The organism is Halomonas sp. CKK8, from assembly GCF_029625235.1.
GTDB classification, from domain to species: Bacteria; Pseudomonadota; Gammaproteobacteria; order Pseudomonadales; family Halomonadaceae; genus Halomonas; species Halomonas ventosae.
The window spans coordinates 1,429,274-1,450,905 of record NZ_CP121193.1 but is presented as its reverse complement, the minus strand read 5'-3'; the positions used below and the strand labels follow the sequence as shown (position 1 = coordinate 1,450,905).

Here is a 21,632-nt window from a genome sequence, read left to right as displayed (position 1 = left end):
GCTCAGCGCTCCGGGGCGAACAGGCCGGTGGAGAGATAGCGGTCGCCGCGGTCGCAGACGATGAAGACGATCACCGCGTTCTCGACCTCGGCAGCGATCCGCAGTGCCCCGGCGAGCGCCCCGCCGGACGACACGCCGGACAGGATGCCCTCCTCACGGGCCAGGCGACGCATGTGCTCCTCGGCCTCCTGCTGGCCGATATCCAGCACCCGGTCGACGCGGCTGGCGTCGAAGATGCTCGGCAGGTACTCCGGCGGCCAGCGGCGGATGCCGGCGATGCTGGCACCATCCTCGGGCTGCAGGCCGATGATCTGCACCTCGGGGTTGCGCTCCTTGAGGTAGCGCGACACGCCCATGATGGTGCCGGTGGTGCCCATGGAGCTGATGAAGTGGGTGATGGTGCCGCCGGTCTGCTCCCAGAGTTCCGGGCCGGTGGTGCGGTAGTGCGCCAGGGGGTTGTCCGGGTTGGCGAACTGGTTCAGCGGCTTGCCATCCCCGCGGGCGACCATCGCCTCGGCCAGGTCGCGGGCCTCCTCCATGCCCCCTGCCTTGCTGACCTCGATCAGCTCGGCGCCGTAGGCGGCCATCGCCTGCTTGCGCTCGGCGGAAGCACTCTCGGGCATGATCAGCACCATGCGATAGCCCATGATGGCGGCCGCCATGGCCAGAGCGATCCCGGTGTTGCCGGAGGTCGCCTCGACCAGCGTGTCGCCGGGCGATATCTCGCCGCGCGCCTCGGCCTCCTGGAGCATGGAAAGGGCCGGCCGGTCCTTGACCGACCCGGCGGGATTGTTGCCCTCCAGCTTGGCCAGCAGGGTATTGCCGCGTCCGGCGGTGATGCGCTTGAGACGGACCAGCGGCGTGTGGCCGACGGTCTCCTCGAGAGTGGGGAAATGCATGTAACCTTCCTGATGGAAACGCCTTTTCGGCATTATATCCCTGCGGCTGCACACTGGACAGGCATCTGCCCGGCCTGTGGCATACTGGATGCCGATTCACCGCCCGACGAGCCTGCCGATGTCCCTCAAGACCCGACTGATGCTGATGATCCTCGGCCTCCCCCTGCTGCTGCTGGCCCTGGTGGTCGGTGCGGCCCTGGCCCTCGAGGATCGCCAGCGCCACGCGGCGCTGCGTGACCAGCTGACCCACGCTGCCGAGCTGGTCGCGCCGGCCCTGGGCGAGGCCCTGGCGACGCAGGACGAGCGGGCGCTGATGCGCCTGACCGACGGCCTGCTGGCGCTGCCCCACGTCCAGGCGCTGAGCCTGCGGGATGGCCAGGGCGCGCCCCTGCTGGAGCGCGGCAGGATCCGCGACCTGCCGGGGCCGACCGACCCGGGCGCCCTGCGCCTGCTGGAACGCGATCGCCGCTGGCTGCTGCAGGCCCCCCTGCCCGACGGCTCGCCGATGCCGGCCTGGCTGGTGCTGGACATCGACACCACTCCCCTGCTGCTGACCCACTACCGCCACCTGGCCAGCGCCGGCCTGGCCCTGCTGCTCGCCGGCCTGCTGCTGTTCCTGGCGGCCTACGCCACCCTGCGGCGGCTGAGTCAGCCGCTGGAGGATGCCGGCCGCGCCCTGGACCGGCTGGCCCTCGGGGTCGTGCCCGAGCGGCTGGCCATCCCCCCGGCACCGGAACTAGCCGGGCTGGCCCATCGCGTCAACGACCTGGCCGACCACCTCGAGACGGCCAGGGAGGAGATGCAGGCCCAGATCGAGCAGGCCACCGACGAGCTTCAGGAATCCATGGAAACCATCGAGGTCCAGAACATCGAGCTCGATTTCGCCCACCGCCGGGCCCTGGAGGCCAACCGCGTCAAGTCGGAGTTCCTGGCCAACATGAGCCACGAGATCCGCACCCCCCTCAACGGCATCGTCGGCTTCTGTCGGCTGCTGGGCCGCTCGCGGCTGGAACCGCGCCAGCGGGAATGGCTGGACCACGTGCAGCGGGCCTGCGACAACCTGCTGATGCTGGTCAATGATGTCCTGGATTTCTCCAAGCTGGAGGCCGGCCGGGTGGAGCTCGAGACGCTGCCGCTGGACATGGTTGGCCTGGTCGACGAGGTGCTCGGCCTGCAGGCCCCGCTGGCCCAGCAGAAGGGATTGCAGCTGCTCGGTCTGGTCTACGATGACGTGCCGGCCGACCTCGAGGGGGACCCGCTGAGGATTCGCCAGGTGCTCACCAACCTGGTCAACAACGCCCTCAAGTTCACCGACCAGGGCGAGGTGATCGTGCGGGTCATGCTGGAGCAAGCCGAGGCGAGCCAGGTGGTCCTGCGCGTCAGCGTCAGCGACACCGGCATGGGCATGACCGACGAGGCCCGCCGACGCCTGTTTCAGGCCTTCCACCAGGCCGACATCAGCCACCCGAGGCAATTCGGCGGCACCGGCCTGGGGCTGGCCATCTGCCGGCAGCTGGTCGAGCAGATGGGCGGGGAGATCAACGCCGAGAGCCTGCGCGGCAAGGGCTCGACCTTCTCCTTCACTCTGCCGCTCTTGGGCAGCTCGGAGAACGAGCGCGCCCCGGAGCTCAGCCTGGACGGGGAAGTCATCGTCATCGAGGAGCCCCACCCGCCCACGCACCGTGCCCTCGCGCACCTGCTGGCGCGCTGGGGGGCCCGGGTCACCACACCGGCAACCGCCGGGAGTGGACCCGCAGCCTCGCTGGTCGTGGCGGGGCTGGGCCACGAGGACCTCGACGAGGCGCGCCTGGCGGGGTGGCGGCGCAGGCTGGATGGGCTGGGTTGCCCCGCCCTGCTGCTGGTCAATGCCAGCCCCCCCGACCTGCCGGCCCTGCCCCTGCCACATGGCGGCGAGGTGCTGGGCAAGCCGGTCTCCCGCACGGCCCTGGCCGATGCGGTGGTCCGACAGCTGGCGGGACGGCCGCCGGCCCTGCCCGTACCCGCGCCGCGCCGGCCGTCGGCGTCGCCGGTCCGGCTGCTGGTCGTCGATGATACCGAGTCCAACCGGCTGCTGCTGAGTGAGCTGCTGGCCGGCCCCGGCCTCACGGTGACCCAGGCGGCAAGTGGGGAGGAAGCCCTGGCCCTGGCGCATGACCGGGACTTCGACATGGTGTTGATGGACATCCGCATGGCGGGCATGGACGGCGTGGAGACGACCCGGGCCCTGCGGCGACTCGGCGGCGCCTGGCGGCGGGTGCCGATCATTGCCGTCACTGCCCATGTGCAGGGCGAGCAACACCGGGTGCTGCGCGAGGGCGGGCTCGACGACGTGCTGATCAAGCCGCTCCAGCCACAGCGCCTCGCTCGCCTGCTCGAGGAGCACCTGGGCATCGTGATGCCGCCGCCGCAGGCAGAGAATGGGGCATCGGCGCACGCCCCCACCCTGCAGGAGGGAGAGGAGGACCAGGAGCTGGCGGTGGTGGACCTGGAGCTGGGCGCCCGCCTGGCCGGGGGGCGCGAGCGCCTCGCCCGGGAACTGCTGGAGACGCTGGTCGACTCCCTGGCACACAGCGAGCAGGCCATTCGCGACGCCGTCGCTCGCGACGACGAGGTGGGCCTGCTCGACGCCCTGCATGCGCTCAACGGCGCCTGCCGCTATTGCGGCACGCCTCGCCTGGGGCTGCTGGCGGAGACCCTGGAGACCCGCCTGCGCTCACGGGGCCTGTCCGCGGTGGTGCCGCTGCTGCCCGACCTCTATGCCGCCATGGGCGAGTTGCGGGCCTGGCAGGCGGCTCAGCCCTCGAGCACCACGAAGGCCATGGCCAGCGCCTCCTCGTCGGAGAGCGACAGGTGAAGCGACCTGACGCCGGCCGCCTCGGCCAGCTCATGGGCCTTGCCGGAAAGCATCAGTGACGGGCGCCCCAGTGCATCGTTGACCACCTGGATCTCGGTCCAGCACATGCCCCGGCGCAGACCGGTGCCCAGCGCCTTGACGAAGGCCTCCTTGGCGGCGAACCGCTTGGCCAGGAAGGCCGCGGGCAGCACATGGTCACGGAACCGCTCTCGCTCCCGCTCACCGAGCAGGCGCTGCGCGAAGCGCTCGCCATGACGCTCCATGGCCCGCTCGAAACGGGCCACCCGGGCGATGTCGGTACCGATCCCGATGATCATCGGCAGCAGTCCGCCTCCTCGTCATGATCGTGCTCGTGCGCGTCGAGGGCGGCCACGAAGCCCGCCTCCTGGCCGGCGATGGCCAGCCGCTTCATCTCGGCCACGGCCTCCTTGAGGCCGACGAAGAGCGCCCGGGCGATGATCGCATGGCCGATGTTGAGCTCGTGGAGCCCGGGCAGCGCGGCGATCGCCTCGACGTTGTGGTAGTTGAGGCCGTGGCCGGCGTTCACGGTCAGGCCCAGCTCATGGGCCATCTCGGCAGCGGCAGCGAGCCGGGCATGCTCACGGCGGGCGGCCTCGCCCGTGACCTCGGCGTAGGCACCGGTATGCAGTTCGATCACCGGCGCGCCGGCCCTGGCGGCGGCCTCGATCTGGGCAGGCTCGGGATCGATGAACAGCGAGACCTCGCAGCCGGCCGCGGCGAGCCGACGACAGGCCGCGGCGATGGCCGCGAAGCCCCCCGCCACGTCGAGCCCGCCCTCGGTGGTCAGTTCCTCGCGCTTCTCGGGCACCAGGCAGACATGGGCCGGACGCAGCTCCTCGGCCAGGGCGATCATCTCCTCGGTGACCGCCATCTCCAGGTTCATGCGGGTATTGAGCACATCAACCAGCAGGCGCACGTCGCGCTCCTGGATATGGCGACGGTCCTCGCGCAGGTGCACGGTGATGCCGTCGGCGCCGGCCTCCTCGGCGAGCAGGGCTGCCTGGACCGGGTCCGGGTAGCGGGTGCCACGGGCCTGGCGCAGGGTGGCGATATGGTCGATGTTGACGCCGAGCAGGATACGCGGGGGGTGCATGGGGGTCTCCGGGAGTCGAGGGTCAAGGAATCAAGGAATCAAGGAATCAAGGAATCAAGGAATCAAGGGAGAAGGGTAAGCGCCAAGCAACCAAGCGGCCAAACGCCACGTCAGGCTCTCAGGGCTGCTGCCTGTCTTCCGTGTGGTCTCGGCGGCGCTGGGCAAGCTGGCGCATCAGCTCGCGGGAACGCAGCGGACGGCTGCCGAGCAGCGGGGCCAGCGCCGCCCGGGTGACCGCCTTGGCGGGACCGGCGAGTCCGGGCTCGGCCCAGTCACCGCGGGCCAGCAGGCGCAAGGTGCGCCCGTCGATGCCGCCCTCGCCGGCCACGAAGGCCCGTGAGGCCGGATCGAGCACGTAGCGACGCTGGGGGTCGAGCTCCCCCCCCTCGGGGTCGGTGAAGCGCGGCCAGGCGTCCAGCGCCTCGAGTGCCGCCGCCTCGAGCCGACGCAGCGCACCGGCGCGCCCCTCCGGCCTGGGCAGCACCTCGAGCATGGCGGTGTAGAAGGCGAAGACCTCGGGGACCGGCAACTCCACCGGCAGTACCCGCGCCAGCAGCTCGTTGGCATAGAGGCCACAGAGGAGTCCCTCGCCGGCGAGCAGCGCCGCACTGCCGCGCCCCTCCATCAGCCGCAGGCGCTTGAGCTCGCCCTCGCCGACCCAGGTGACATGCAGCGGGGCGAAAGGCTGCAGCCGGCCTCGAGAACGCGACCCGGGGCGCTGGACGCCCTGGGCCACGGCCCTGACGCGCCCGTGGTGCAGGGTCAGCAGGTCGACCAGGGCGCTGGTCTCGCGGTAGGGGCGCTTGTGCAGCAGGAATGCCGGTTCGGGGGTCATAGGGCCTTCGGCCAGTAGCAAGGAGCAAGGCAGAGTGATTTGCCTTCGCTGCGAGTCACGAGGGGTTATCCTTGCGGCTTGCCCCTCGTTCCTTGTGCCTCAATCAAGGTCGTAGCCGAGGCTCTTCAGTGCCCGCTCGTCGTCGGACCAGCCGCGCTTGACCTTGACCCAGAGGTTGAGCATCACCTTGGCGCCCAGGGCCCGCTCCATGTCGAGGCGCGCCTCGCGGCCGATGTTCTTGATGCGCTCGCCGTTCTCGCCGATCAGGATCTTCTTCTGGCCCTGGCGCTCAACCAGGATCAGGGCGCTGATATGCACCACCCGTCCCTCGTCGCGGAACTCCTCGATCTCCACGGTCATCTGGTAGGGCAATTCATCACCGAGCTGGCGCATCACCTTCTCGCGTACCAGCTCCGCGGCGAGGAAGCGCTGGCTCTTGTCGGTGATCTGGTCCTCGGGGAAGTAGTGAACGCTCTCCGGCAGATGCTTGGCGACCTCGGCCTCGAGCTCCGGGACATTAGTGCCATGCTTGGCGGAGATCGGCACGATGGCGGCGAAGTCGCGCCGCGCGCCGACCTCTTCCAGCCAGGGCAGCAGGCTGGCCTTGTCCTGCAGACGGTCGACCTTGTTGACGGCCAGGATCACCGGCGCCTCGACGTGCTCGAGGCGCTGCAGCACCACCTGGTCCTCGTCGCTCCAGCGGGTGCGGTCGATGATGAAGACCACGCAATCCACGTCACGCAGCGCCTGGACGGCGGCCTGGTTCATGAAGCGGTTGATCGCCTTGTTGCGATCCTTGGCCATGATGTGGATGCCGGGGGTATCGACGTAGATGAACTGGGCCTCCCCCTCGGTCTTGATGCCCATCACCTGGTGGCGGGTGGTCTGGGGACGCCGCGAGGTGATCGAGACCTTCTGGCCGAGGATCCGGTTCATCAGCGTCGACTTGCCGACATTGGGACGGCCGACGATGGCCACGAAACCGCAGGTGGTGGTCATGGGCGGCCCCCCGTGCTGTTGGACTTGACCGGCTCGAGGCGCGACAGCGCCTGGGCGGCGGCCTGCTGTTCGGCATGTCGCCGGCTCGAGCCGACCCCCAGGGTGTGCTCCTCGAGCACCTCGACGTGGCACTCGACGGTGAAGGTCTGGGCATGGGCCTCGCCCTCCACCGAGGTCACCTCGTAGCGCGGCAGCGGCACCTGGCGTGACTGCAGGAACTCCTGCAGGCGGGTCTTGGGATCCTTCTGGGTATCGTCGAGGCTGATGGCCTCCAGGCGCTCGGCGTACCAGGAGAGCACCCGGGCCCGGGCGACCTCCATGCCGGCATCCAGGTAGATCGCGCCGAGCACCGCCTCGACGGCATCGGCGAGGATCGACTCCCGGCGATGGCCACCGCTCTTCATCTCGCCGGAGCCCAGTCGCAGGCAGTCGCCGAAGGCCATCTCCCGGGCCAGCTCGGCCAGCGTCTGGCCCTTGACCAGGCGCGCGCGCAGCCGCGACAGCTGCCCTTCCCGGGCCTGGGGAAAGCGCTGGAAGAGCGCCTCGGCGATGATGAAGTTGACGATGGAATCACCGAGAAACTCGAGGCGTTCGTTGTTCTGGCCGCCGTAGCTGCGATGGGTCATGGCCAGCTCGAGCAGACCGGGGTCGTCGAACGTATGGCCGATGCGGCGGCTGAAGGCGTTGAGGGAGTTGCTCACGGAGCTCCTGACTTTTTGGATAAGAACATGGGTAATGGTGTGCCGGGCGCCGGCGCTCCGTGCAAGCCGCCGGGCCCGAGGGGGCGACAGGTGGCTCCCTACTGGATACGGCGCACGCTGGTGAAGCTCGGCAGTCCGCCGTCCCAGTGCATCCAGACGGCAAAGGCACGACCGACGATGTTCGCCTCCGGCACGAAGCCCCAGTAGCGGCTGTCGTTGGAGTGGTCACGGTTGTCACCCATGGTGAAGTAGTGCCCCTGCGGCACCACCAGCTCGCGCACCTGGGGACCGGGGTCCCGAGGATTATTGTAGATACGGTGCTCCAGCTCGCCCAGCTGCTCGGCCAGCAGCAGCTCCGTGGGCGCCGCGATGGGACCGGCCTCGAGCAGTCGCTTGGGCACTGCCTCGCCGTTGACGAAGAGCTGCTTGTCCTCGTAACGGATGCGGTCTCCCGGCAGGCCCACCACTCGCTTGATGAAGTTCACCGCCGGCTCGTCGGGAAAGCGGAACACCATGACGTCGCCCCGCTCGGGCTCGCCCAGGTCGACGATCTCGGTATGCACCACCGGCAGGCGCAGGCCATAGGCAAACTTGTTGACCAGGATGAAATCACCGATCTCCAGGGTCGGGCGCATCGAGCCGGACGGGATCTGGAAAGGCTCGACCACGAAGCTTCGCAGCACCAGCACCACCAACAGCACCGGGAAGAAGGAGCGGGCGTAGTCCACCGGCCAGGGCTCCTTGAGCGCCTTCTCGCGGGCCCGTTCGCCGAGCCCCTCGGTGGTGCCGGCCTCGGCCGTGGCCAGCCGCTGACGACGGGCAGGACGCCACCAGAGCAGGTCAAGCAGCCAGATCACGCCGGTGACGGCCACCGCCGCCACCAGCATCAGAGAGAAGTCCATGCGGTTATCCGTCCCTAGTCGTTGACCCTGAGCACGGCAAGGAAGGCGTCCTGGGGAATCTCCACCCGGCCGACCTGCTTCATGCGTTTCTTGCCCGCCTTCTGCTTCTCGAGCAGCTTCTTCTTGCGGCTGACGTCGCCGCCGTAGCACTTGGCGGTGACGTTCTTGCGCAGCGCCTTGACGGTGGAGCGCGCCACCACCTGGCCACCGATGGCGGCCTGGATCGCCACGTCGAACATCTGCCGCGGGATCAGCTCCTTCATCTTCTCGACCAGCAGGCGACCGCGGCTGTGGGCATGGTCGCGATGGATGATCACCGCCAGGGCATCGACCCGGTCACCGTTGATCAGCACGTCCAGGCGCACCAGCTTGGCGGCCTCGAAGCGCTCGAAGTTGTACTCCAGGGAGGCATAGCCCTTGGAGATGGACTTCAGGCGATCGAAGAAGTCCATCACCACCTCGCTCATCGGCAGTTCGTAGGTGAGCTGGATCTGGCTGCCGAGGAACTGCATGTCGAGCTGGGTGCCGCGGCGCTGCTCGCACTCGGTGATGACATTGCCGACGAAGTCCTGGGGCACCAGGATGCTGGCACGCACGATGGGCTCGCGCATCTCCTCCACGTCGGCCATGTCGGGCAGCTTGGAGGGGTTGGCGACGTAGATGACCTCACCGTTCTTCATGGCCAGCTCATAGACCACGGTGGGCGCCGTGGTGAGCAGGTCCAGGTCATACTCGCGCTCGAGGCGCTCCTGGACGATCTCCATGTGCAGGGTGCCGAGGAAGCCGACCCGGAAGCCGAAGCCCAGGGCGTCGGAGTTCTCCGGTTCGTAGTCCAGCGAGGCATCGTTGAGCGCCAGCTTCTCCAGGGCGTCGCGGAAGTCCTCGTAGTCGTCGGCACTGACCGGGAACATGCCTGCGTAGACCTGCGGCTTGACCTTCTGGAAGCCCGGCAGGCGGGGGACGTCCGGGGTCTTGGTATGGGTGATGGTATCGCCCACCGGCGCGCCATGGATGTCCTTGATGCCGGCGACCACGAAACCGACCTCGCCGGCGCGCAGGATGCCGGTTTCCTTGCGCAGTGGCGTGAAGATGCCCACCTCGCCGACCGGCCAGTCACGACCGGTGGATGTCATGCGAATCTTGTCGCCCTTCTTCAGGGTGCCGTCGAAGATCCGCACCAGCGAGACCACGCCCAGGTAGTTGTCGAACCAGGAGTCGATGATCAGCGCCTGCAGCGGTGCCTCGGGGTCCCCCTTCGGGGGCGGAATGTCGCGCACCAGCCGTTCGAGCAGCGCGTCGACACCCATCCCGCTCTTGGCCGAGACCTGGCAGGCATCGGTGGCGTCCAGCCCGATGATCTCCTCGATCTCGTGGGAAACCTTGTCGGGGTCGGCCTGGGGCAGGTCCATCTTGTTGAGCACCGGCAGCACCTCGAGGCCCTGCTCGATGGCGGTATAGCAGTTGGCCACCGACTGGGCCTCGACCCCCTGGCCGGCATCCACCACCAGCAGCGCGCCCTCGCAGGCGTAGAGCGAGCGGGACACCTCGTAGGAGAAGTCCACGTGACCGGGGGTGTCGATGAAGTTCAGCTGGTAGGTATTGCCGTCCTGTGCGTGGTAATCCAGCGTCACCGACTGCGCCTTGATGGTGATGCCACGCTCGCGCTCGAGGTCCATGGAGTCGAGCACCTGCTCCTTGAGCTCACGCTCGGTCAGCCCACCGCAGGTCTGGATCAGGCGATCGGCCAGGGTCGACTTGCCGTGGTCGATATGCGCGATGATCGAGAAGTTGCGGATGTGCTTGAGGGGGTCGGAGGTTGCGTCTTGGGACATCGAGTCGATTCTGCCTTGTGGGTGTCGGGCCACGGCCGACACGATGGATCGCGTTGCGGTCGGCTGGCGGGCTCTGATCGGATTGGGCGCCATTGTAGCGGGATGCGCCTGCCAGATACAGCGACCCGACGGCGGGGGCCGTCGGGTCGCGCGATCGTGGCCGCCTATTGCAGCGGCGAAATCAGCCGCGGGAGAGGCGCAGCGCCACGAACAGCGAGCGGCCATCGCGGTAGAGACGCACCGGAATGGCCCGGTCCTCGGGCAGCTCGGCGACCAGCTCGGCCAGCTGGTCGGGGTCCTGGACCGCTCGATGGTCGATGCTGACCAGGATGTCGCCGGCCCGGATACCCGCCTGGGCGGCCGCACCGCGCGGATCGACCTCGCCCACGCGCACGCCGCCCTCGATGCCGAGCTCACGCCGTTCGGCCTCCTCCAGCGGGCCCACGGCGATGCCCAGCCGCGCCGGCGCCGGATTTTCGCCCCGGCCATTCGCCGCCGCGCCCTGGCTGTCGGGCCAGTCGCCCACGGTGATGGTCTCCTCGCGACGCTTGCCGTCGCGCAGCAGCGTTAGCTCCACCTCGCTGCCCGGGCTGACCCGCCCGATCAGCCGCGGCAGGGTGCTGGAACTCTCCACCGCCTCGCCGTTCACCTCGAGGATGACGTCGCCGGCCTGGAGCCCGCCCTGGGCTGCCGGCCCCTCGGGGTCGAGATCGGCGATCAGCGCCCCTTCGGGGTTGTCCATGCCGAAGGACTCGGCCAGGTCTCGGGAGACCGGCTGGATCATCACCCCCAGCCAGCCGCGGCTGACGCGGCCGTCATCGCGCAGCTGATCGGCCACGTCCAGGGCCACGTTGATGGGGATCGCGAAGGAGAGCCCCATGAAGCCGCCGCTGCGGGTGAAGATCTGCGAGTTGATGCCGACCACCTCGCCATCCAGGTTGAACAGCGGACCGCCGGAATTGCCCGGATTGATCGCCACGTCGGTCTGGATGAAGGGGACATAGGCGTCCCGGGGCAGGGTGCGGTCGATGGCGCTGACGATGCCGGCCGTCACCGAGTGGTCGAACCCGAAGGGCGAGCCGATGGCGGCGACCCACTCGCCGACCCGCAGGTTATCGGAGTCCCCCAGGGTGAGGGTCGGCAGGCCGTCGGCGTCCACCTTGAGCAGGGCGACATCGGTCTTGGCATCGGCCCCGACCAGCTCGGCCTGGAGCTCGCGCCTGTCGTTGAGCCGCACCAGGATCTCGTCGGCCCCCTCCACCACATGGGCATTGGTCATGATGTAGCCGGCCTCGTCGATGATGAAGCCCGAGCCCAGCGACTGGCGCTCCTCGCTGCGCCCCGGCCCCCCGCCGGGGGGCATCGGGAAGCGGTCGCCGAAGAAGTGGCGAAAGATCTCGGGAATCTCCTGGCCGCCGAAGTCGTGGAAAGGCGATGCACTGCGCTCCACCATGCGCGAGGTGGAGATGTTCACCACCCCGGGCGCGGCCTGGTCGACCAGTTCGGTGAAGTCCGGCAGCTCACGGGCCACGGCCGTCTGCCACGCCAGCAGGGCGGTGGCGAGCAGCATCCAGAGGGAGAGATGTCGCGTCATGCGCTTCATGAAAGGCTCCTGCGTCGACAAGGGATAGGAAGAAGGGACGAATCTCTTGATACCGCCCCTGTCTCAAAAGGTTCAGGGCATGCCACCCTCATCGCCCTCCTGCCACTCCACAGAGTCGGCCACCCGCAGCAGGACACCGGGCGGCAGCTCCCCCATCACCACCACCTGGCGGGTCCGACCGCCGAGTTCGCGATGGCGCACGGCCGCATGGGAGACGCCGAGGCGATGCATGCCGGGGATCAGCTGGTCCGGCCCCTCCACGGGTTCCACGAACAGGCTGAGGGTGGCGAGCCCGTCACTGTAGACCCGGTGACCGATGTCATCGTCATGGCGGGCGCTGCGGGTCTCCACCGGCTGGGGGATGAAGCCCGCAGGCAGCCAGGCGGGGTGCCAGGGGTCCTGCGGGCGGGCACGGCGTCGGTCGAGGCTGATCTCCCCCTGGTGAAGCTGGGGCTGGCGCAGCTCGGTGATCTGGAAGGTCTCCACCACGCGCCCCTGCTCGTCCAGCAGGATATGCTTGAGCGGCAGGCCCGTGGCGCTGTCGAGCCAGAAGCGGTGGCCGTAGCGCATGCCATCCAGGGGTTCGATATCGAGGCGGGTGGTGTTGCGATTGGCAAGGCGCTCCTCGCCGCTCAGCTGGAGGCGGTAGAGGCCCTCGAGGTGTTCGGCGATGCCCGCCGGCGAGGCCGGCGCCGGGGCATCACCCTCGGCCCAGCTCAGCCGACCGATGCGTCCGCGTCGCTCGAAGACCACCGCGGGCCCATCCAGAAACCGGGCCACCTCGCGCTCGACGCCCTCCACGACATCATGGGACAGCGCCAGGGAGCGGACCCCGTCGCCGCCGATGCGGACCGCACGTGCCTGGAACTCGTAGCAGTGGTTGGCCCAGAGGCTGCGCTCCAGCCAGCCCAGCGCCGTCTCGGGTGGCTCACGCTCCGCCAGGGAGCGGCAGTCGAAGCGCTCTTCCTGGTCCGGGTCGGTGCCGGGCTGGGCCAAGACGCCCGACGAGAGGGTCAGCAGGGCCGCGGCCAGCATCCCGCCGAGCCGGCGGGTGGGACGACCCTGACGCATCAGTGCTGCCCCAGGGACTCGCTACCGGACGCGCGCAGCAGCGGCATCCAGGTGTCGCCGCTGCGGTAGGCGGCGCCCTCGGCATGGCGGTCTAGATAGGACTGCAACAACTGGGCCTGTTGCTGGTCAGCCCGGGCGGACTGGCGAGGGGAAAGGAACAGCGGCGAATCGAAGCCTGCCCCCACCGTCATGGCACCCCGGGCATCACCGGAAGGCGTCTGGAAGAGCGGCAGCCCCGGCAGCGACGGACGGCCGTCGGCGCCCGAAGCCGCCAGCTCCGACCCGCCGAGAGCGGCGGGGCTAGCCTGCAGCTCACTTGCCGGCTGGCCCTGGGAGGCCACCTCGGCGGGGGCCTGCCCCCCATCGAGGCTACCGTTGTAGAACTGCACGCCGCTGATGACCATCAGCGACACCGCGGCCGCGATGCCGGCGCCGCGCGCCAGCGACACGGGACGGCCGGCGGCCTCACCGGCGTCGACACGGGGCAGCGGCTCGTCCCGGAGGCGCGCCATGATGCCGGCCGAGAGGTCGGTGGCGACATCGACCTCCGGTTCCCGTCGCATCAGGCTGCGCATCAGGTGGTAGCGGCGCCAGGTCTCGGCCGCATCCGGGGAGTCGTCCAGTGACATCAGCACTCGACGCAGCTCCAGCTCATCCCCTTCGTTGTCCATCAGGGCAGAAAGCGATTCCCGTGCGTTCTGACTCATTCTTCACACCCTCACACTCGACAAGGCGACCCCGTCAGGGTCCTTTGACAGCCTGTTGATCCCGACATCGGCGCATGTCGCCTTGGCCATGTCGGCATGTTATTGCCCGCTGGTGGCGGGCCGGTCACCGCATATGACGTCGCAGATGCCGGACAGTTCAGCAAATCGTCAAAAAGCTTGCAGTTTCTCGTCCCCGGCGCCTCATTCGACCACCGACTCCTGGTTGCGGGAGGTGGTGACAAGCGGGCGGATGTGCTGGTCCACCGCCTCCCGGGCCCGGAAGATCCGCGAGCGCACGGTCCCCACGGGACACTGCATGATGGCGGCGATGTCCTCGTAGGAGAGGCCGTCGAGCTCACGCAGGGTGATCGCGGTCCGCAGGTCGTCGGGCAGGCCCTCGATCGCCTCGAAGATGGCCGCCTCCAGCTGGTCGCGGGCCATGGCGGCCTCGGGGGTCTCGGTATCGGCCAGCCGTCCGCTGTGATCGACGATCTCGGCATCGACGATGTCCAGGTCGCTGCCCGGCGGGCGTCGTCCCTTCGAGACGAGGTAGTTCTTCGCGGTATTGATGGCGATGCGGTACATCCAGGTATAGAAGGCGCTCTCGGCGCGGAACTTGCCCAGCGCCCGGTAGGCCTTGATGAAGGCCTCCTGGGCCACATCCTGCACCTCGGCGTGATCGTGCACGTAGCGGCCGATCAGCCCGATGATCTTGTGCTGGTACTTCTTCACCAGCAGGTCGAAGGCACGGGTATCCCCCTTCTGGGCACGCTCGACGAGCTGCTGGTCGGTCTCCCGGGTGCCCATTCAGGCCCTCCCCGAGCAGAGCGGCGCGAGTGGCGACCCGGCGGGTCGCGAACGGTCTGGCGTTGCTAGCATAGTGTCAACCTGGGCCTTGGAGCCGCTGAATGGTCAGGGTCATGTATCGCGAGAAGTACAAGTGTTCCTGTTTCTTGAACGTCCATCAAGCCGCATGCCTTGGCCCGGTGCCGGCGATGTGACCGGCCGCGGCCCGACGGGTTCCCGCGGCGATTGAATTTGCCGGCCCCGCGCGCGATAGTAGATGCCACTGGATACCGCCATCAGCGCAGACACGACACAGGAAGCACAATGTCAGAGCAGCAGGTCAACAACCTCAACGTTCTCGCCCAGGACGTCCTGATCACCCCCGAGGCCCTGAAGCGGGAGATTCCCCTCACCGAGGCCGCCGAGCGCACGGTGATCGAGGGTCGCGAGACGATCCAGGCCATCCTCGACGGCCGCGACCCTCGCCTGCTGATGGTGGTGGGGCCCTGCTCCATCCATGACGTGGACGCCGCCCTGGACTATGCCCGTCGCTTGCGCCGCCTGGCCGACGAGGTCAAGGACAGCCTCTACATCGTGATGCGCGTCTACTTCGAGAAGCCCCGCACCACGGTGGGCTGGAAGGGCCTGATCAACGACCCCCACCTCAACGGCTCCTTCGAGATCGAGGAGGGCCTGCACATCGCCCGCAAGCTGCTGGTCGAGCTCGCCGAGATGGGCCTGCCGCTGGCTACCGAGGCGCTGGATCCCATCTCCCCGCAGTACATCCAGGACTGCATCAGCTGGTCGGCGATCGGGGCACGCACCACCGAGTCCCAGACCCACCGCGAGATGTCCTCGGGCCTCTCCTGCCCGGTGGGCTTCAAGAACGGCACCGATGGCAGCCTGGACGTCGCGGTCAATGCCCTGCAGTCCGTCTCTCACCCCCACAACTTCCTGGGCATCGACCAGGCGGGCCAGGTGGCGATCATCCGCACCCGCGGCAACGCCTACGGCCATGTGGTGCTGCGTGGCGGCAACGGCAAGCCCAACTACGACAGCGTGAGCGTGGCGCTGGCCGAGCAGGAGCTGAAGAAGGCCGGGATCAAGCCCAACATCATGATCGACTGTTCCCACGCCAACTCCAACAAGGATGCGGCCCTGCAGCCGCTGGTACTGGAGAACGTCACCAACCAGATCCTCGAGGGCAACCGCTCGATCATCGGCCTGATGGTCGAGTCCAATATCGGCTGGGGTAACCAGAAGCTGACCGAGGATCTCAGCCAGCTCAAGTACGGCGTCTCCATCACCGACGCCTGCATCGACTGGGACACCACCGTCGAATCCTTCAGGCGCATGAACGAGAAGCTCGCACCGGTGCTGGCCGAGCGACGCCAGGCCGCCTGACCCCTGTGTCACGCCACCACACTCACGGGCCCGCCTGACGGCGGGCCCGTTCGTTGCGGGTGACGCCGCCACTGACGGGGGGCGCGCCCTCCCCTCGTCCCTGGTCCTGACGCTCAGACCTCGCGCACGCCGTCGATCTCGCGCACGAAGGGGGGCAGGGCATCGAGCAGTGCCCGGCCGTAGCGGCGGGTCAGCACCCGACGATCGAGCAGGGTGATGCGCCCGCTGTCGGCTTCCTTTCGGATCAGCCGACCACAGGCCTGGACCAGCTTGATCGAGGCGTCCGGCACGCTGATGCGCATGAAGGCATTGCCGCCGCGGCTCTCGATCCACTCGGCCAGTGTCGCCCCCACCGGGTCGTCCGGCACCGAGAAGGGCAGCCGGGTGATCACCACATGGGTGAGATAGTCCCCGGGCAGGTCGATCCCCTCGGCAAAGCTCGCCAGGCCGAAGATGATGCTGCCCTCCCCCGCGTCCACCCGCGCCCGGTGGCGGGTGATCAGCTCGCGCTTGGGCAGGCGATCCTGGGCCAGCACCCGCTCGCGCCGCCCCCGGGAGAGCGCCTTCTCGACCCCCCGCAGCTGAGCCCGGGACGAGAAGAGCATCAGCACCGCCTCCCGGTCACCGAGCGCTTCCACGAAGTCGACAATGGCCCGCTCGTGTCCCTCGCGATCGGCGGGATCGACCGCCTCGCGGGGCACGCTGAGCACCGCCCGGGAGTAGTCGAAGGGACTGGGGAGACGCTGGTAGCGATAGCGGTTGGCCAGCCCGGCACGCTCCTGCAGCCGCTCGAAGCGCCCCAGGGCGGTGAGCGTCGCCGAGGTCACCACGGCCCCGAAGGTGCTGCCCCACAGACTCTTCGCCAGGGTATGGGCCGCCGAGACCGGGCTCGCGGAGAAGGTCAACTCGGGCTCGCCATGGAAGCGCTCCAGGGTCAGCCAGCGCGCGCGAGGAGGCTCACCCTCGGGGTCCGTCTCGGCGAAGGCGAGCCACAGGGCATGGGCCTCCAGGGCACGCCCATGCAGCAGCGCCACCAGCGGCAGCCAGGCCTCGGCCTGCTCCCGCGGCAGGCCGGTGTGCTTGTCCGGGTCGAGGCTCTCGCGGAGGATGTCGGCCATCTCTTCAAGGGTGCGCGAGAGTTGGGCGAAGATCACCACCAGCCCCCCGGCCTGCTCGCGCAGCGTCTCGGGGGCCCGCCCCATCTCCAGTCGGTGGTGCCGGCCCTCCTCGCCGTCGGCCAGCCCCTGGGGGCGCCCGGCCAGCTGGTGACCGAGGGCGAAGGCCTCGCCGAGCCGGGGCTCCAGGGCATTGATCGCCTCCGGCAGCCCCGCCAGCAGCCGCGCCAGGGTCGGCTGCACGGCCAGCGCCTGGTTGAGCTCGGTGAGCGAGCTCTTCAGGGTCTTCAGCCAGCGCAACGCCCCGCCCACGGCGAAGCGGTACGTGAAGTGCTGGAGGGCCTTGTCGGGCAGGTGATGCCCCTCGTCGAAGACGTGGATGCAGTCGCCCGGCGCCGGCAGCACCACCCCGCCTCCCAGCGCCAGGTCGGCCAGTACCAGGTCGTGGTTGGCGACGATGACGTCGGCGCTCTCGAGGTGGCGGCGGGCACGGAAGAAGGCGCAGGCCCCGAAATGACCGCAGCGGCGGTTGGTGCACTGGCGGTGGTCCACGGTGAGGCGTCGCCAGTGGCTGTCCTCGATGGCCTCGGGCCAGCTGTCGCGGTCGCCCTCCCAGCGGCCGTTGCCGTAGGCCTCGCCCAGTTCCTTGGCCAGCGCCTGGAAGTCGTCGCCGCCACTGGCCAGGGACTGCTCGAAGAGCGACAGGGTGGCGTTCTCCTCTCCGCCGTCCAGCGCCTGGTCGAGGCGCGCCACGCAGACATAGCGCCCGCGCCCCTTCGCCAGGGCATAGTCGAAGTCGAGCCCGCTGTGGGCCTTGAGCGCCGGCAGGTCCTGATGGAGCACCTGCTCCTGCAGGGCCACGGTGGCGGTGGCGATGACCAGCCGCTTGCCGCGGGCCTTGGCCACCGGCAGCGCGGCCAGCAGGTAGGCCAGGGTCTTGCCGGTCCCGGTGCCGGCCTCGAGCACGCAGACGTGCTCGTCGCTGACGCGCTTGCCGGCCTCGTCGGCCTCGATGCCCGCCAGGGTGCGGGCGATCTCGGCGATCATCAGCCGCTGGCCGTAGCGCGGCGTCAGCTCGAGGCCCTCCAGCACCCGTCGATAGGCGTCCTGGATCTCGGCCTTCAGCGCGTCTTCAAGCATGGGCCGTCAGAGCAGGCCTTCCGGCGGGTGCTCGCAGGGCAGCTTGTCGTTGATGTAGCGCTCGATCTCGGGCAGCGAGAAGGCGTCCTCCTCGCCCACGAAGCTGATCGAGACGCCCTTGGCCCCGGCGCGGCCGGTGCGCCCGATGCGGTGCACGTAGTCCTCGGGGTCTTCCGGCAGGGTGTAGTTGATCACGTGGCTGACATCCTCGATGTGGATGCCGCGCCCCGCCACGTCGGTGGCGACCAGCACCTGGATCTGGCCCTCGCGGAACTTCTCGAGGGTCTCGATGCGCTGGTTCTGGGGCACGTCGCCGGAGAGCATGGCGGCATTGATGCCGGCCTTCTCGAGCAGGTCGTCGAGCTTGCGCACCAGGTCGCGACGGTTGCCGAACACCATGACGCGGTCGAAGCTCTCCTGCTGGAGCAGGTTGACCAGCAGCCGCTGCTTGTCGTCATCGCCGACCAGGTAGACGCGCTGGTCGATGTCGGCGGCGTTGTCGACGGTGACCTCGATCTCCACATGGGCCGGCTCATGGGTCCACTGGCTGGCCAGGTTGAGGATGTCCTGGCTGAAGGTGGCCGAAAAGAGGAAGGTCTGGCGCTGCTCCTTGTTCGGCGTATGGCGGATGATGCGCTTGACGTCGGGAATGAAGCCCATGGAGAGCATGCGGTCCGCCTCGTCCAGCACCAGCACTTCCACCTGGGTGAGGTCGACGTCGCGCTTCTCGTGGAAGTCCAGCAGCCGGCCGGGGGTGGCGACCAGGATGTCGAGCTTGCCGCCCAGCGCCTCGCGCTGCTTCTGGTAGTCCATGCCGCCCACTACGCTTGCCACCTTGAGATCGGTGAAGCGGGCCAGGGCCTTGGCGTCCTTCTCGATCTGCAGCGCCAGCTCACGGGTCGGGGCCACGATCAGCGCCCTCGGTGCGCCCGGCTTCTGGCCGTTGGGCGCCTCCTCCTCGAGGAAGTAGGCCAGGATCGAGATCAGGAAGGCAGCGGTCTTGCCGGTGCCGGTCTGGGCCTTGCCCACCACGTCACCGCCCAGCAGGGTCTGGGCCAGGGCCTCGGCCTGGATGGGCGTGCAGTATTCGAAGCCCAGGGCATGGATGGCCCGCATCAATGGCAGCGGCAAGTCGAAGTCATGGAAGCGCCACTTGCCCGCCACGACGGGGACCTGGAACTGGCGCAGGTCCCAGTTCGACTGACGACGGCGCGGCTTGCGCCGGCGACGCTTGGGCTTGCGGTTCTGGGCCGGTGCTGTGGTCTGTTCCGACTCGCTCATAGGCTGTGCTGTCTTGTCCATATCGGTGGATGGGGTGCATGACGCAAACCGGCATTGTACCAGTCTCCGGCGACGAGGGCGCGCCCCGGACACCTGCCGCCGCCTCGCCGCTGTCGGCCGGGCCGCCGCGGCTGGTAGAATGGCGCCCATTCATGCAAGGAGTTGCATCATGACACGCCGAAAGAAGACCCGTTCGCTGGCCGACAAGGTGCAGATCCGCACCGGCAAGCGCAAGGATTTCAAGAAGTGGCGCCACGAGAACCCCGACCAGGTCACCTCGACGACCCGCTTCACCCAGAAGAAGCGCCAGCAGCGCAAGCTGCAGGCGGCCCGCCGGCTGGCCCGCCAGGAGTCGGGGCAGCCGATCGCCATCCACCCCGAGGCATCGGACCATGACACGCCCGACGGGAGGGATGACTGAGGATGCGCCTGGTCTCCTTCAACATCAACGGCATCCGCGCCCGCCTGCACCAGCTCGCCGCCCTGGTCGAGACGCATAGCCCGGCAGTGATCGGCCTGCAGGAAACCAAGGTCCAGGACAGCGAGTTCCCCGTGGCGGCGGTGGAAGCACTGGGCTATCGCGTCTTCTACCACGGCCAGAAAGGCCACTACGGTGTGGCGCTGCTGGTCGACCCCGCCCAGTGCGGCGAGCCGGAGGCGGTCTTCCACGGCTTCCCCGATGACGGCGAGCAGGCCCAGCGGCGCATGATCGGGGTGCGCCTGCGCCCGGGCGGTGGCACTCCCATCACGGTGTGGAACGGCTACTTTCCCCAGGGCGAGAACGTCGCGCACCCGGTGAAGTTTCCCCACAAGCGCGCCTTCTATGCCCAGCTCCAGCACCTGCTGGAGACCCAGCATCGGCCCGACGAGCGCCTGGCGGTGATGGGCGACTTCAACATCTCCCCCGAGGAGAGCGACATCGGCATCGGCGAGGCCAACCGCAAACGCTGGCTGCGCGAGGGCAAGACCAGCTTCCAGCCAGTGGAGCGCGAATGGCTGGAGGGCATCAAGGCATGGGGGCTGACCGACAGCTACCGGCTTCGCTACCCGACGGCTGACGACCGCTTCAGCTGGTTCGACTATCGCTCCCGCGGCTTCGAGCGCGAGCCCCGGCGCGGGCTGCGCATCGACCATATCCTGGTCAGCGCGCCGCTGGCCGAGGGGGTGATGGATGCCGGTATCGACTACGACCTGCGCGGCATGGAGAAGCCCTCCGACCATGCGCCGGTCTGGACGGAGCTGGCACTGTAGGCGAGTGTCCCTTCCTTTCAGGGCAATGCCCTATGAGGGTGCTGTCGAGGCCATGGCCTCGAGCCAGCGCCCGGCGTCGTCCTCGCCCAGTTCGTGGGCCCGGGTCAGCGCCCGCTCGGCCAGGCCCTGCCGCCCCCAGGCGTGGGCGAGCTGGCCGAGCCTCAGCCAGTCCTTGCCGGCCTCGCTGCGCTCGGCCAGCGCCTCCCAGGCAGCCAGGGCGCGATCTCGGTCACGCGCCGCCTCCCAGGCCTGGGCCAGCAGGCGGCGGTGCGCCTCGCTGTCTTCCAGCTTCTCCTCCTCCAGCGCCTCGGCAAGGTACTCGGCAGCCCGCGCCGGGGTGCCGCCGGCCAGGTGCAGCTCGATCAGGCGGCGCAGGTCGTCCTGGCCTTCCAGCACCCCGCGCCGCCAGCCGGCTTCCCAGATCGCCACGGCCTGGCCGGTATCGCCCAGCCGATGGGCCAGGGCCGCGGCCTGACGCCAACGCTCGGCGTCGCGACTCTCCCCCAGGCCATCGGCCAGGAGCATAAGGGCGGCGTCATCGCGGCCGGCGCGGCGCAACACCGCCGTGGCCAGCCGGCGCTGATCCTCGCTCGGCTCGGGGCTGACAGCCAGGGCGCGCTCCACCCAGTCGGCGGCGCTATCCCATTGCCCGCGCTCGGCCATTACCCGCGCCAGTCGCCAGCGATCCCGCGGCTCGCCCTCATGGCGCTCCAGCCAGTCGGCCAGCAGCCTGGCCCCCTCTTCGCTATCCCCCGCGGCCAGGCGCAGCCGCGCCTCGTCGCGCTGCCACCGGTCGCGCTGCACCGCCTCCACGCCGCCCGTCTCTCGCGCGGCGAGAAGGTGGTCGGCGGCCGATGCCGGATCGCCGGCGCGCGCCGCCGCGCCGGCGGCCAGTTGCAGGTAGAGGGCTCGCGCCCAGCGGTCGGCGGCGTTGCCCCCTGCCAGACGCCCGGCCTGGGCCAGGGCCCGCTCGCTTACCGCCTCGACCTCGCCGGCCGCGAGACGCTGCTGCAGGCGCTCCAGGTCGGCGATGAAGGCGCCCGATAGCGCCGGCGCCGCCAGGGCCACGGGCGCCACCAGCAGCCAGCCGGCAGTGACCAGGAAAAGAAGGTGAAGACGCGACATGGAAACTCCCTGC

General features: G+C 69.1%; 19 protein-coding genes. 4 read left to right on the top strand and 15 right to left on the bottom strand.

What is annotated here, in order from left to right:
* Positions 1 to 2: 2 nt before the first annotated feature.
* On the bottom strand, positions 3 to 899 hold the full coding sequence (gene cysM / locus P8934_RS06855) for a cysteine synthase CysM (RefSeq protein WP_278033500.1): 897 nt from the start codon (positions 897 to 899) through the stop codon (positions 3 to 5).
* 118 nt (positions 900 to 1,017) lie between these two features.
* On the opposite strand from cysM, the gene P8934_RS06850 reads away from it, so the two are divergent.
* Positions 1,018 to 3,753 (top strand): ATP-binding protein, encoded by a 2,736-nt coding sequence (locus P8934_RS06850; protein WP_278033499.1) that lies wholly within the window; start codon positions 1,018 to 1,020, stop codon positions 3,751 to 3,753.
* Here the strand turns inward: P8934_RS06850 and acpS are convergent.
* The 11 genes from acpS to rpoE all read right to left on the bottom strand — a co-directional run bounded on the left by acpS (position 3,693) and on the right by rpoE (position 14,324).
* Positions 3,693 to 4,070, bottom strand: a complete 378-nt coding sequence (gene acpS / locus P8934_RS06845) for a holo-ACP synthase (RefSeq protein ID WP_278033498.1) — start codon at positions 4,068 to 4,070, stop codon at positions 3,693 to 3,695. The two genes, P8934_RS06850 and acpS, sit on opposite strands and share 61 nt — an antisense overlap.
* Positions 4,067 to 4,867 carry a pyridoxine 5'-phosphate synthase gene (pdxJ, locus tag P8934_RS06840; RefSeq protein WP_278033497.1) on the bottom strand — a complete coding sequence of 267 codons (801 nt, stop codon included), beginning with the start codon at positions 4,865 to 4,867 and terminating at the stop codon, positions 4,067 to 4,069. The genes acpS and pdxJ overlap by 4 nt, the downstream gene beginning before the upstream one ends.
* A 118-nt stretch (positions 4,868 to 4,985) precedes the next feature.
* On the bottom strand, positions 4,986 to 5,702 hold the full coding sequence (gene recO / locus P8934_RS06835) for a DNA repair protein RecO (protein ID WP_278033496.1): 717 nt from the start codon (positions 5,700 to 5,702) through the stop codon (positions 4,986 to 4,988).
* A gap of 99 nt (positions 5,703 to 5,801) precedes the next feature.
* Positions 5,802 to 6,701 carry a GTPase Era gene (gene era / locus P8934_RS06830; RefSeq protein WP_133635833.1) on the bottom strand — a complete coding sequence of 300 codons (900 nt, stop codon included), beginning with the start codon at positions 6,699 to 6,701 and terminating at the stop codon, positions 5,802 to 5,804.
* The gene (gene rnc / locus P8934_RS06825; RefSeq protein WP_106229244.1) at positions 6,698 to 7,402 is read right to left on the bottom strand and encodes a ribonuclease III; all 705 of its coding nucleotides are present in this window, start codon (positions 7,400 to 7,402) and stop codon (positions 6,698 to 6,700) included. The genes era and rnc overlap by 4 nt, the downstream gene beginning before the upstream one ends.
* A 98-nt stretch (positions 7,403 to 7,500) precedes the next feature.
* Positions 7,501 to 8,304, bottom strand: a complete 804-nt coding sequence (gene lepB, locus P8934_RS06820; protein WP_278033495.1) for a signal peptidase I — start codon at positions 8,302 to 8,304, stop codon at positions 7,501 to 7,503.
* A 14-nt stretch (positions 8,305 to 8,318) separates the two neighbouring features.
* A complete protein-coding gene (gene lepA, locus P8934_RS06815) occupies positions 8,319 to 10,136 on the bottom strand; it encodes a translation elongation factor 4 (protein WP_278033494.1) in 1,818 nt (605 codons plus the stop codon).
* Between the two features lie 181 nt (positions 10,137 to 10,317).
* Positions 10,318 to 11,739 carry a DegQ family serine endoprotease gene (locus tag P8934_RS06810; RefSeq protein WP_278033493.1) on the bottom strand — a complete coding sequence of 474 codons (1,422 nt, stop codon included), beginning with the start codon at positions 11,737 to 11,739 and terminating at the stop codon, positions 10,318 to 10,320.
* A gap of 72 nt (positions 11,740 to 11,811) precedes the next feature.
* Positions 11,812 to 12,810, bottom strand: a complete 999-nt coding sequence (locus P8934_RS06805) for a MucB/RseB C-terminal domain-containing protein (protein ID WP_278033492.1) — start codon at positions 12,808 to 12,810, stop codon at positions 11,812 to 11,814.
* Positions 12,810 to 13,517: a sigma-E factor negative regulatory protein gene (locus P8934_RS06800; protein ID WP_278033491.1), complete on the bottom strand. Its 708-nt coding sequence runs from the start codon at positions 13,515 to 13,517 to the stop codon at positions 12,810 to 12,812. Before P8934_RS06800 ends, P8934_RS06805 begins: the two co-directional genes overlap by 1 nt.
* Positions 13,518 to 13,718: 201 nt before the next feature.
* Entirely contained in the window at positions 13,719 to 14,324 is a 606-nt protein-coding gene (gene rpoE, locus P8934_RS06795; protein WP_278033490.1) for an RNA polymerase sigma factor RpoE, read from the bottom strand.
* Between the two features lie 303 nt (positions 14,325 to 14,627).
* Between rpoE and P8934_RS06790 the strand changes: the two genes are divergently transcribed.
* A complete protein-coding gene (locus tag P8934_RS06790) occupies positions 14,628 to 15,707 on the top strand; it encodes a 3-deoxy-7-phosphoheptulonate synthase (protein WP_278033489.1) in 1,080 nt (359 codons plus the stop codon).
* Positions 15,708 to 15,820: 113 nt separating this feature from the next.
* On the opposite strand, the gene dinG is transcribed toward P8934_RS06790, so the two are convergent.
* On the bottom strand, positions 15,821 to 17,962 hold the full coding sequence (gene dinG / locus P8934_RS06785; RefSeq protein ID WP_278033488.1) for an ATP-dependent DNA helicase DinG: 2,142 nt from the start codon (positions 17,960 to 17,962) through the stop codon (positions 15,821 to 15,823).
* Between the two features lie 6 nt (positions 17,963 to 17,968).
* Positions 17,969 to 19,243: an ATP-dependent RNA helicase RhlB gene (gene rhlB, locus P8934_RS06780; RefSeq protein WP_278033487.1), complete on the bottom strand. Its 1,275-nt coding sequence runs from the start codon at positions 19,241 to 19,243 to the stop codon at positions 17,969 to 17,971.
* Positions 19,244 to 19,412: 169 nt separating this feature from the next.
* Between rhlB and P8934_RS06775 the strand changes: the two genes are divergently transcribed.
* Complete coding sequence (locus P8934_RS06775) at positions 19,413 to 19,664, top strand: hypothetical protein (RefSeq protein WP_133635842.1); 252 nt, start codon at positions 19,413 to 19,415, stop codon at positions 19,662 to 19,664.
* 2 nt (positions 19,665 to 19,666) lie between these two features.
* Positions 19,667 to 20,494: an exodeoxyribonuclease III gene (xthA, locus tag P8934_RS06770; RefSeq protein ID WP_278033486.1), complete on the top strand. Its 828-nt coding sequence runs from the start codon at positions 19,667 to 19,669 to the stop codon at positions 20,492 to 20,494.
* Between the two features lie 30 nt (positions 20,495 to 20,524).
* On the opposite strand, the gene P8934_RS06765 is transcribed toward xthA, so the two are convergent.
* Entirely contained in the window at positions 20,525 to 21,619 is a 1,095-nt protein-coding gene (locus P8934_RS06765; RefSeq protein ID WP_278033485.1) for a hypothetical protein, read from the bottom strand.
* Positions 21,620 to 21,632 lie beyond the last annotated feature (13 nt).

Bases quoted from the DNA above. Each gene is read 5' to 3' on its own strand.
- era (WP_133635833.1), bottom strand. From the start codon at position 6,701: ATGACCACCACCTGCGGTTTCGTGGCCATCGTCGGCCGTCCCAATGTC.
- rpoE (WP_278033490.1), bottom strand. From the start codon at position 14,324: ATGGGCACCCGGGAGACCGACCAGCAGCTCGTCGAGCGTGCCCAGAAG.
- recO (WP_278033496.1), bottom strand. From the start codon at position 5,702: ATGACCCCCGAACCGGCATTCCTGCTGCACAAGCGCCCCTACCGCGAG.
- P8934_RS06850 (WP_278033499.1), top strand. From the start codon at position 1,018: ATGTCCCTCAAGACCCGACTGATGCTGATGATCCTCGGCCTCCCCCTG.
- lepA (WP_278033494.1), bottom strand. From the start codon at position 10,136: ATGTCCCAAGACGCAACCTCCGACCCCCTCAAGCACATCCGCAACTTC.
- P8934_RS06805 (WP_278033492.1), bottom strand. From the start codon at position 12,810: ATGCGTCAGGGTCGTCCCACCCGCCGGCTCGGCGGGATGCTGGCCGCG.
- xthA (WP_278033486.1), top strand. From the start codon at position 19,667: ATGCGCCTGGTCTCCTTCAACATCAACGGCATCCGCGCCCGCCTGCAC.
- P8934_RS06790 (WP_278033489.1), top strand. From the start codon at position 14,628: ATGTCAGAGCAGCAGGTCAACAACCTCAACGTTCTCGCCCAGGACGTC.
- cysM (WP_278033500.1), bottom strand. From the start codon at position 899: ATGCATTTCCCCACTCTCGAGGAGACCGTCGGCCACACGCCGCTGGTC.
- P8934_RS06810 (WP_278033493.1), bottom strand. From the start codon at position 11,739: ATGAAGCGCATGACGCGACATCTCTCCCTCTGGATGCTGCTCGCCACC.
- P8934_RS06800 (WP_278033491.1), bottom strand. From the start codon at position 13,517: ATGAGTCAGAACGCACGGGAATCGCTTTCTGCCCTGATGGACAACGAA.
- P8934_RS06775 (WP_133635842.1), top strand. From the start codon at position 19,413: ATGACACGCCGAAAGAAGACCCGTTCGCTGGCCGACAAGGTGCAGATC.
- acpS (WP_278033498.1), bottom strand. From the start codon at position 4,070: ATGATCATCGGGATCGGTACCGACATCGCCCGGGTGGCCCGTTTCGAG.
- P8934_RS06765 (WP_278033485.1), bottom strand. From the start codon at position 21,619: ATGTCGCGTCTTCACCTTCTTTTCCTGGTCACTGCCGGCTGGCTGCTG.
- lepB (WP_278033495.1), bottom strand. From the start codon at position 8,304: ATGGACTTCTCTCTGATGCTGGTGGCGGCGGTGGCCGTCACCGGCGTG.
- dinG (WP_278033488.1), bottom strand. From the start codon at position 17,962: ATGCTTGAAGACGCGCTGAAGGCCGAGATCCAGGACGCCTATCGACGG.
- rhlB (WP_278033487.1), bottom strand. From the start codon at position 19,243: ATGAGCGAGTCGGAACAGACCACAGCACCGGCCCAGAACCGCAAGCCC.
- pdxJ (WP_278033497.1), bottom strand. From the start codon at position 4,867: ATGCACCCCCCGCGTATCCTGCTCGGCGTCAACATCGACCATATCGCC.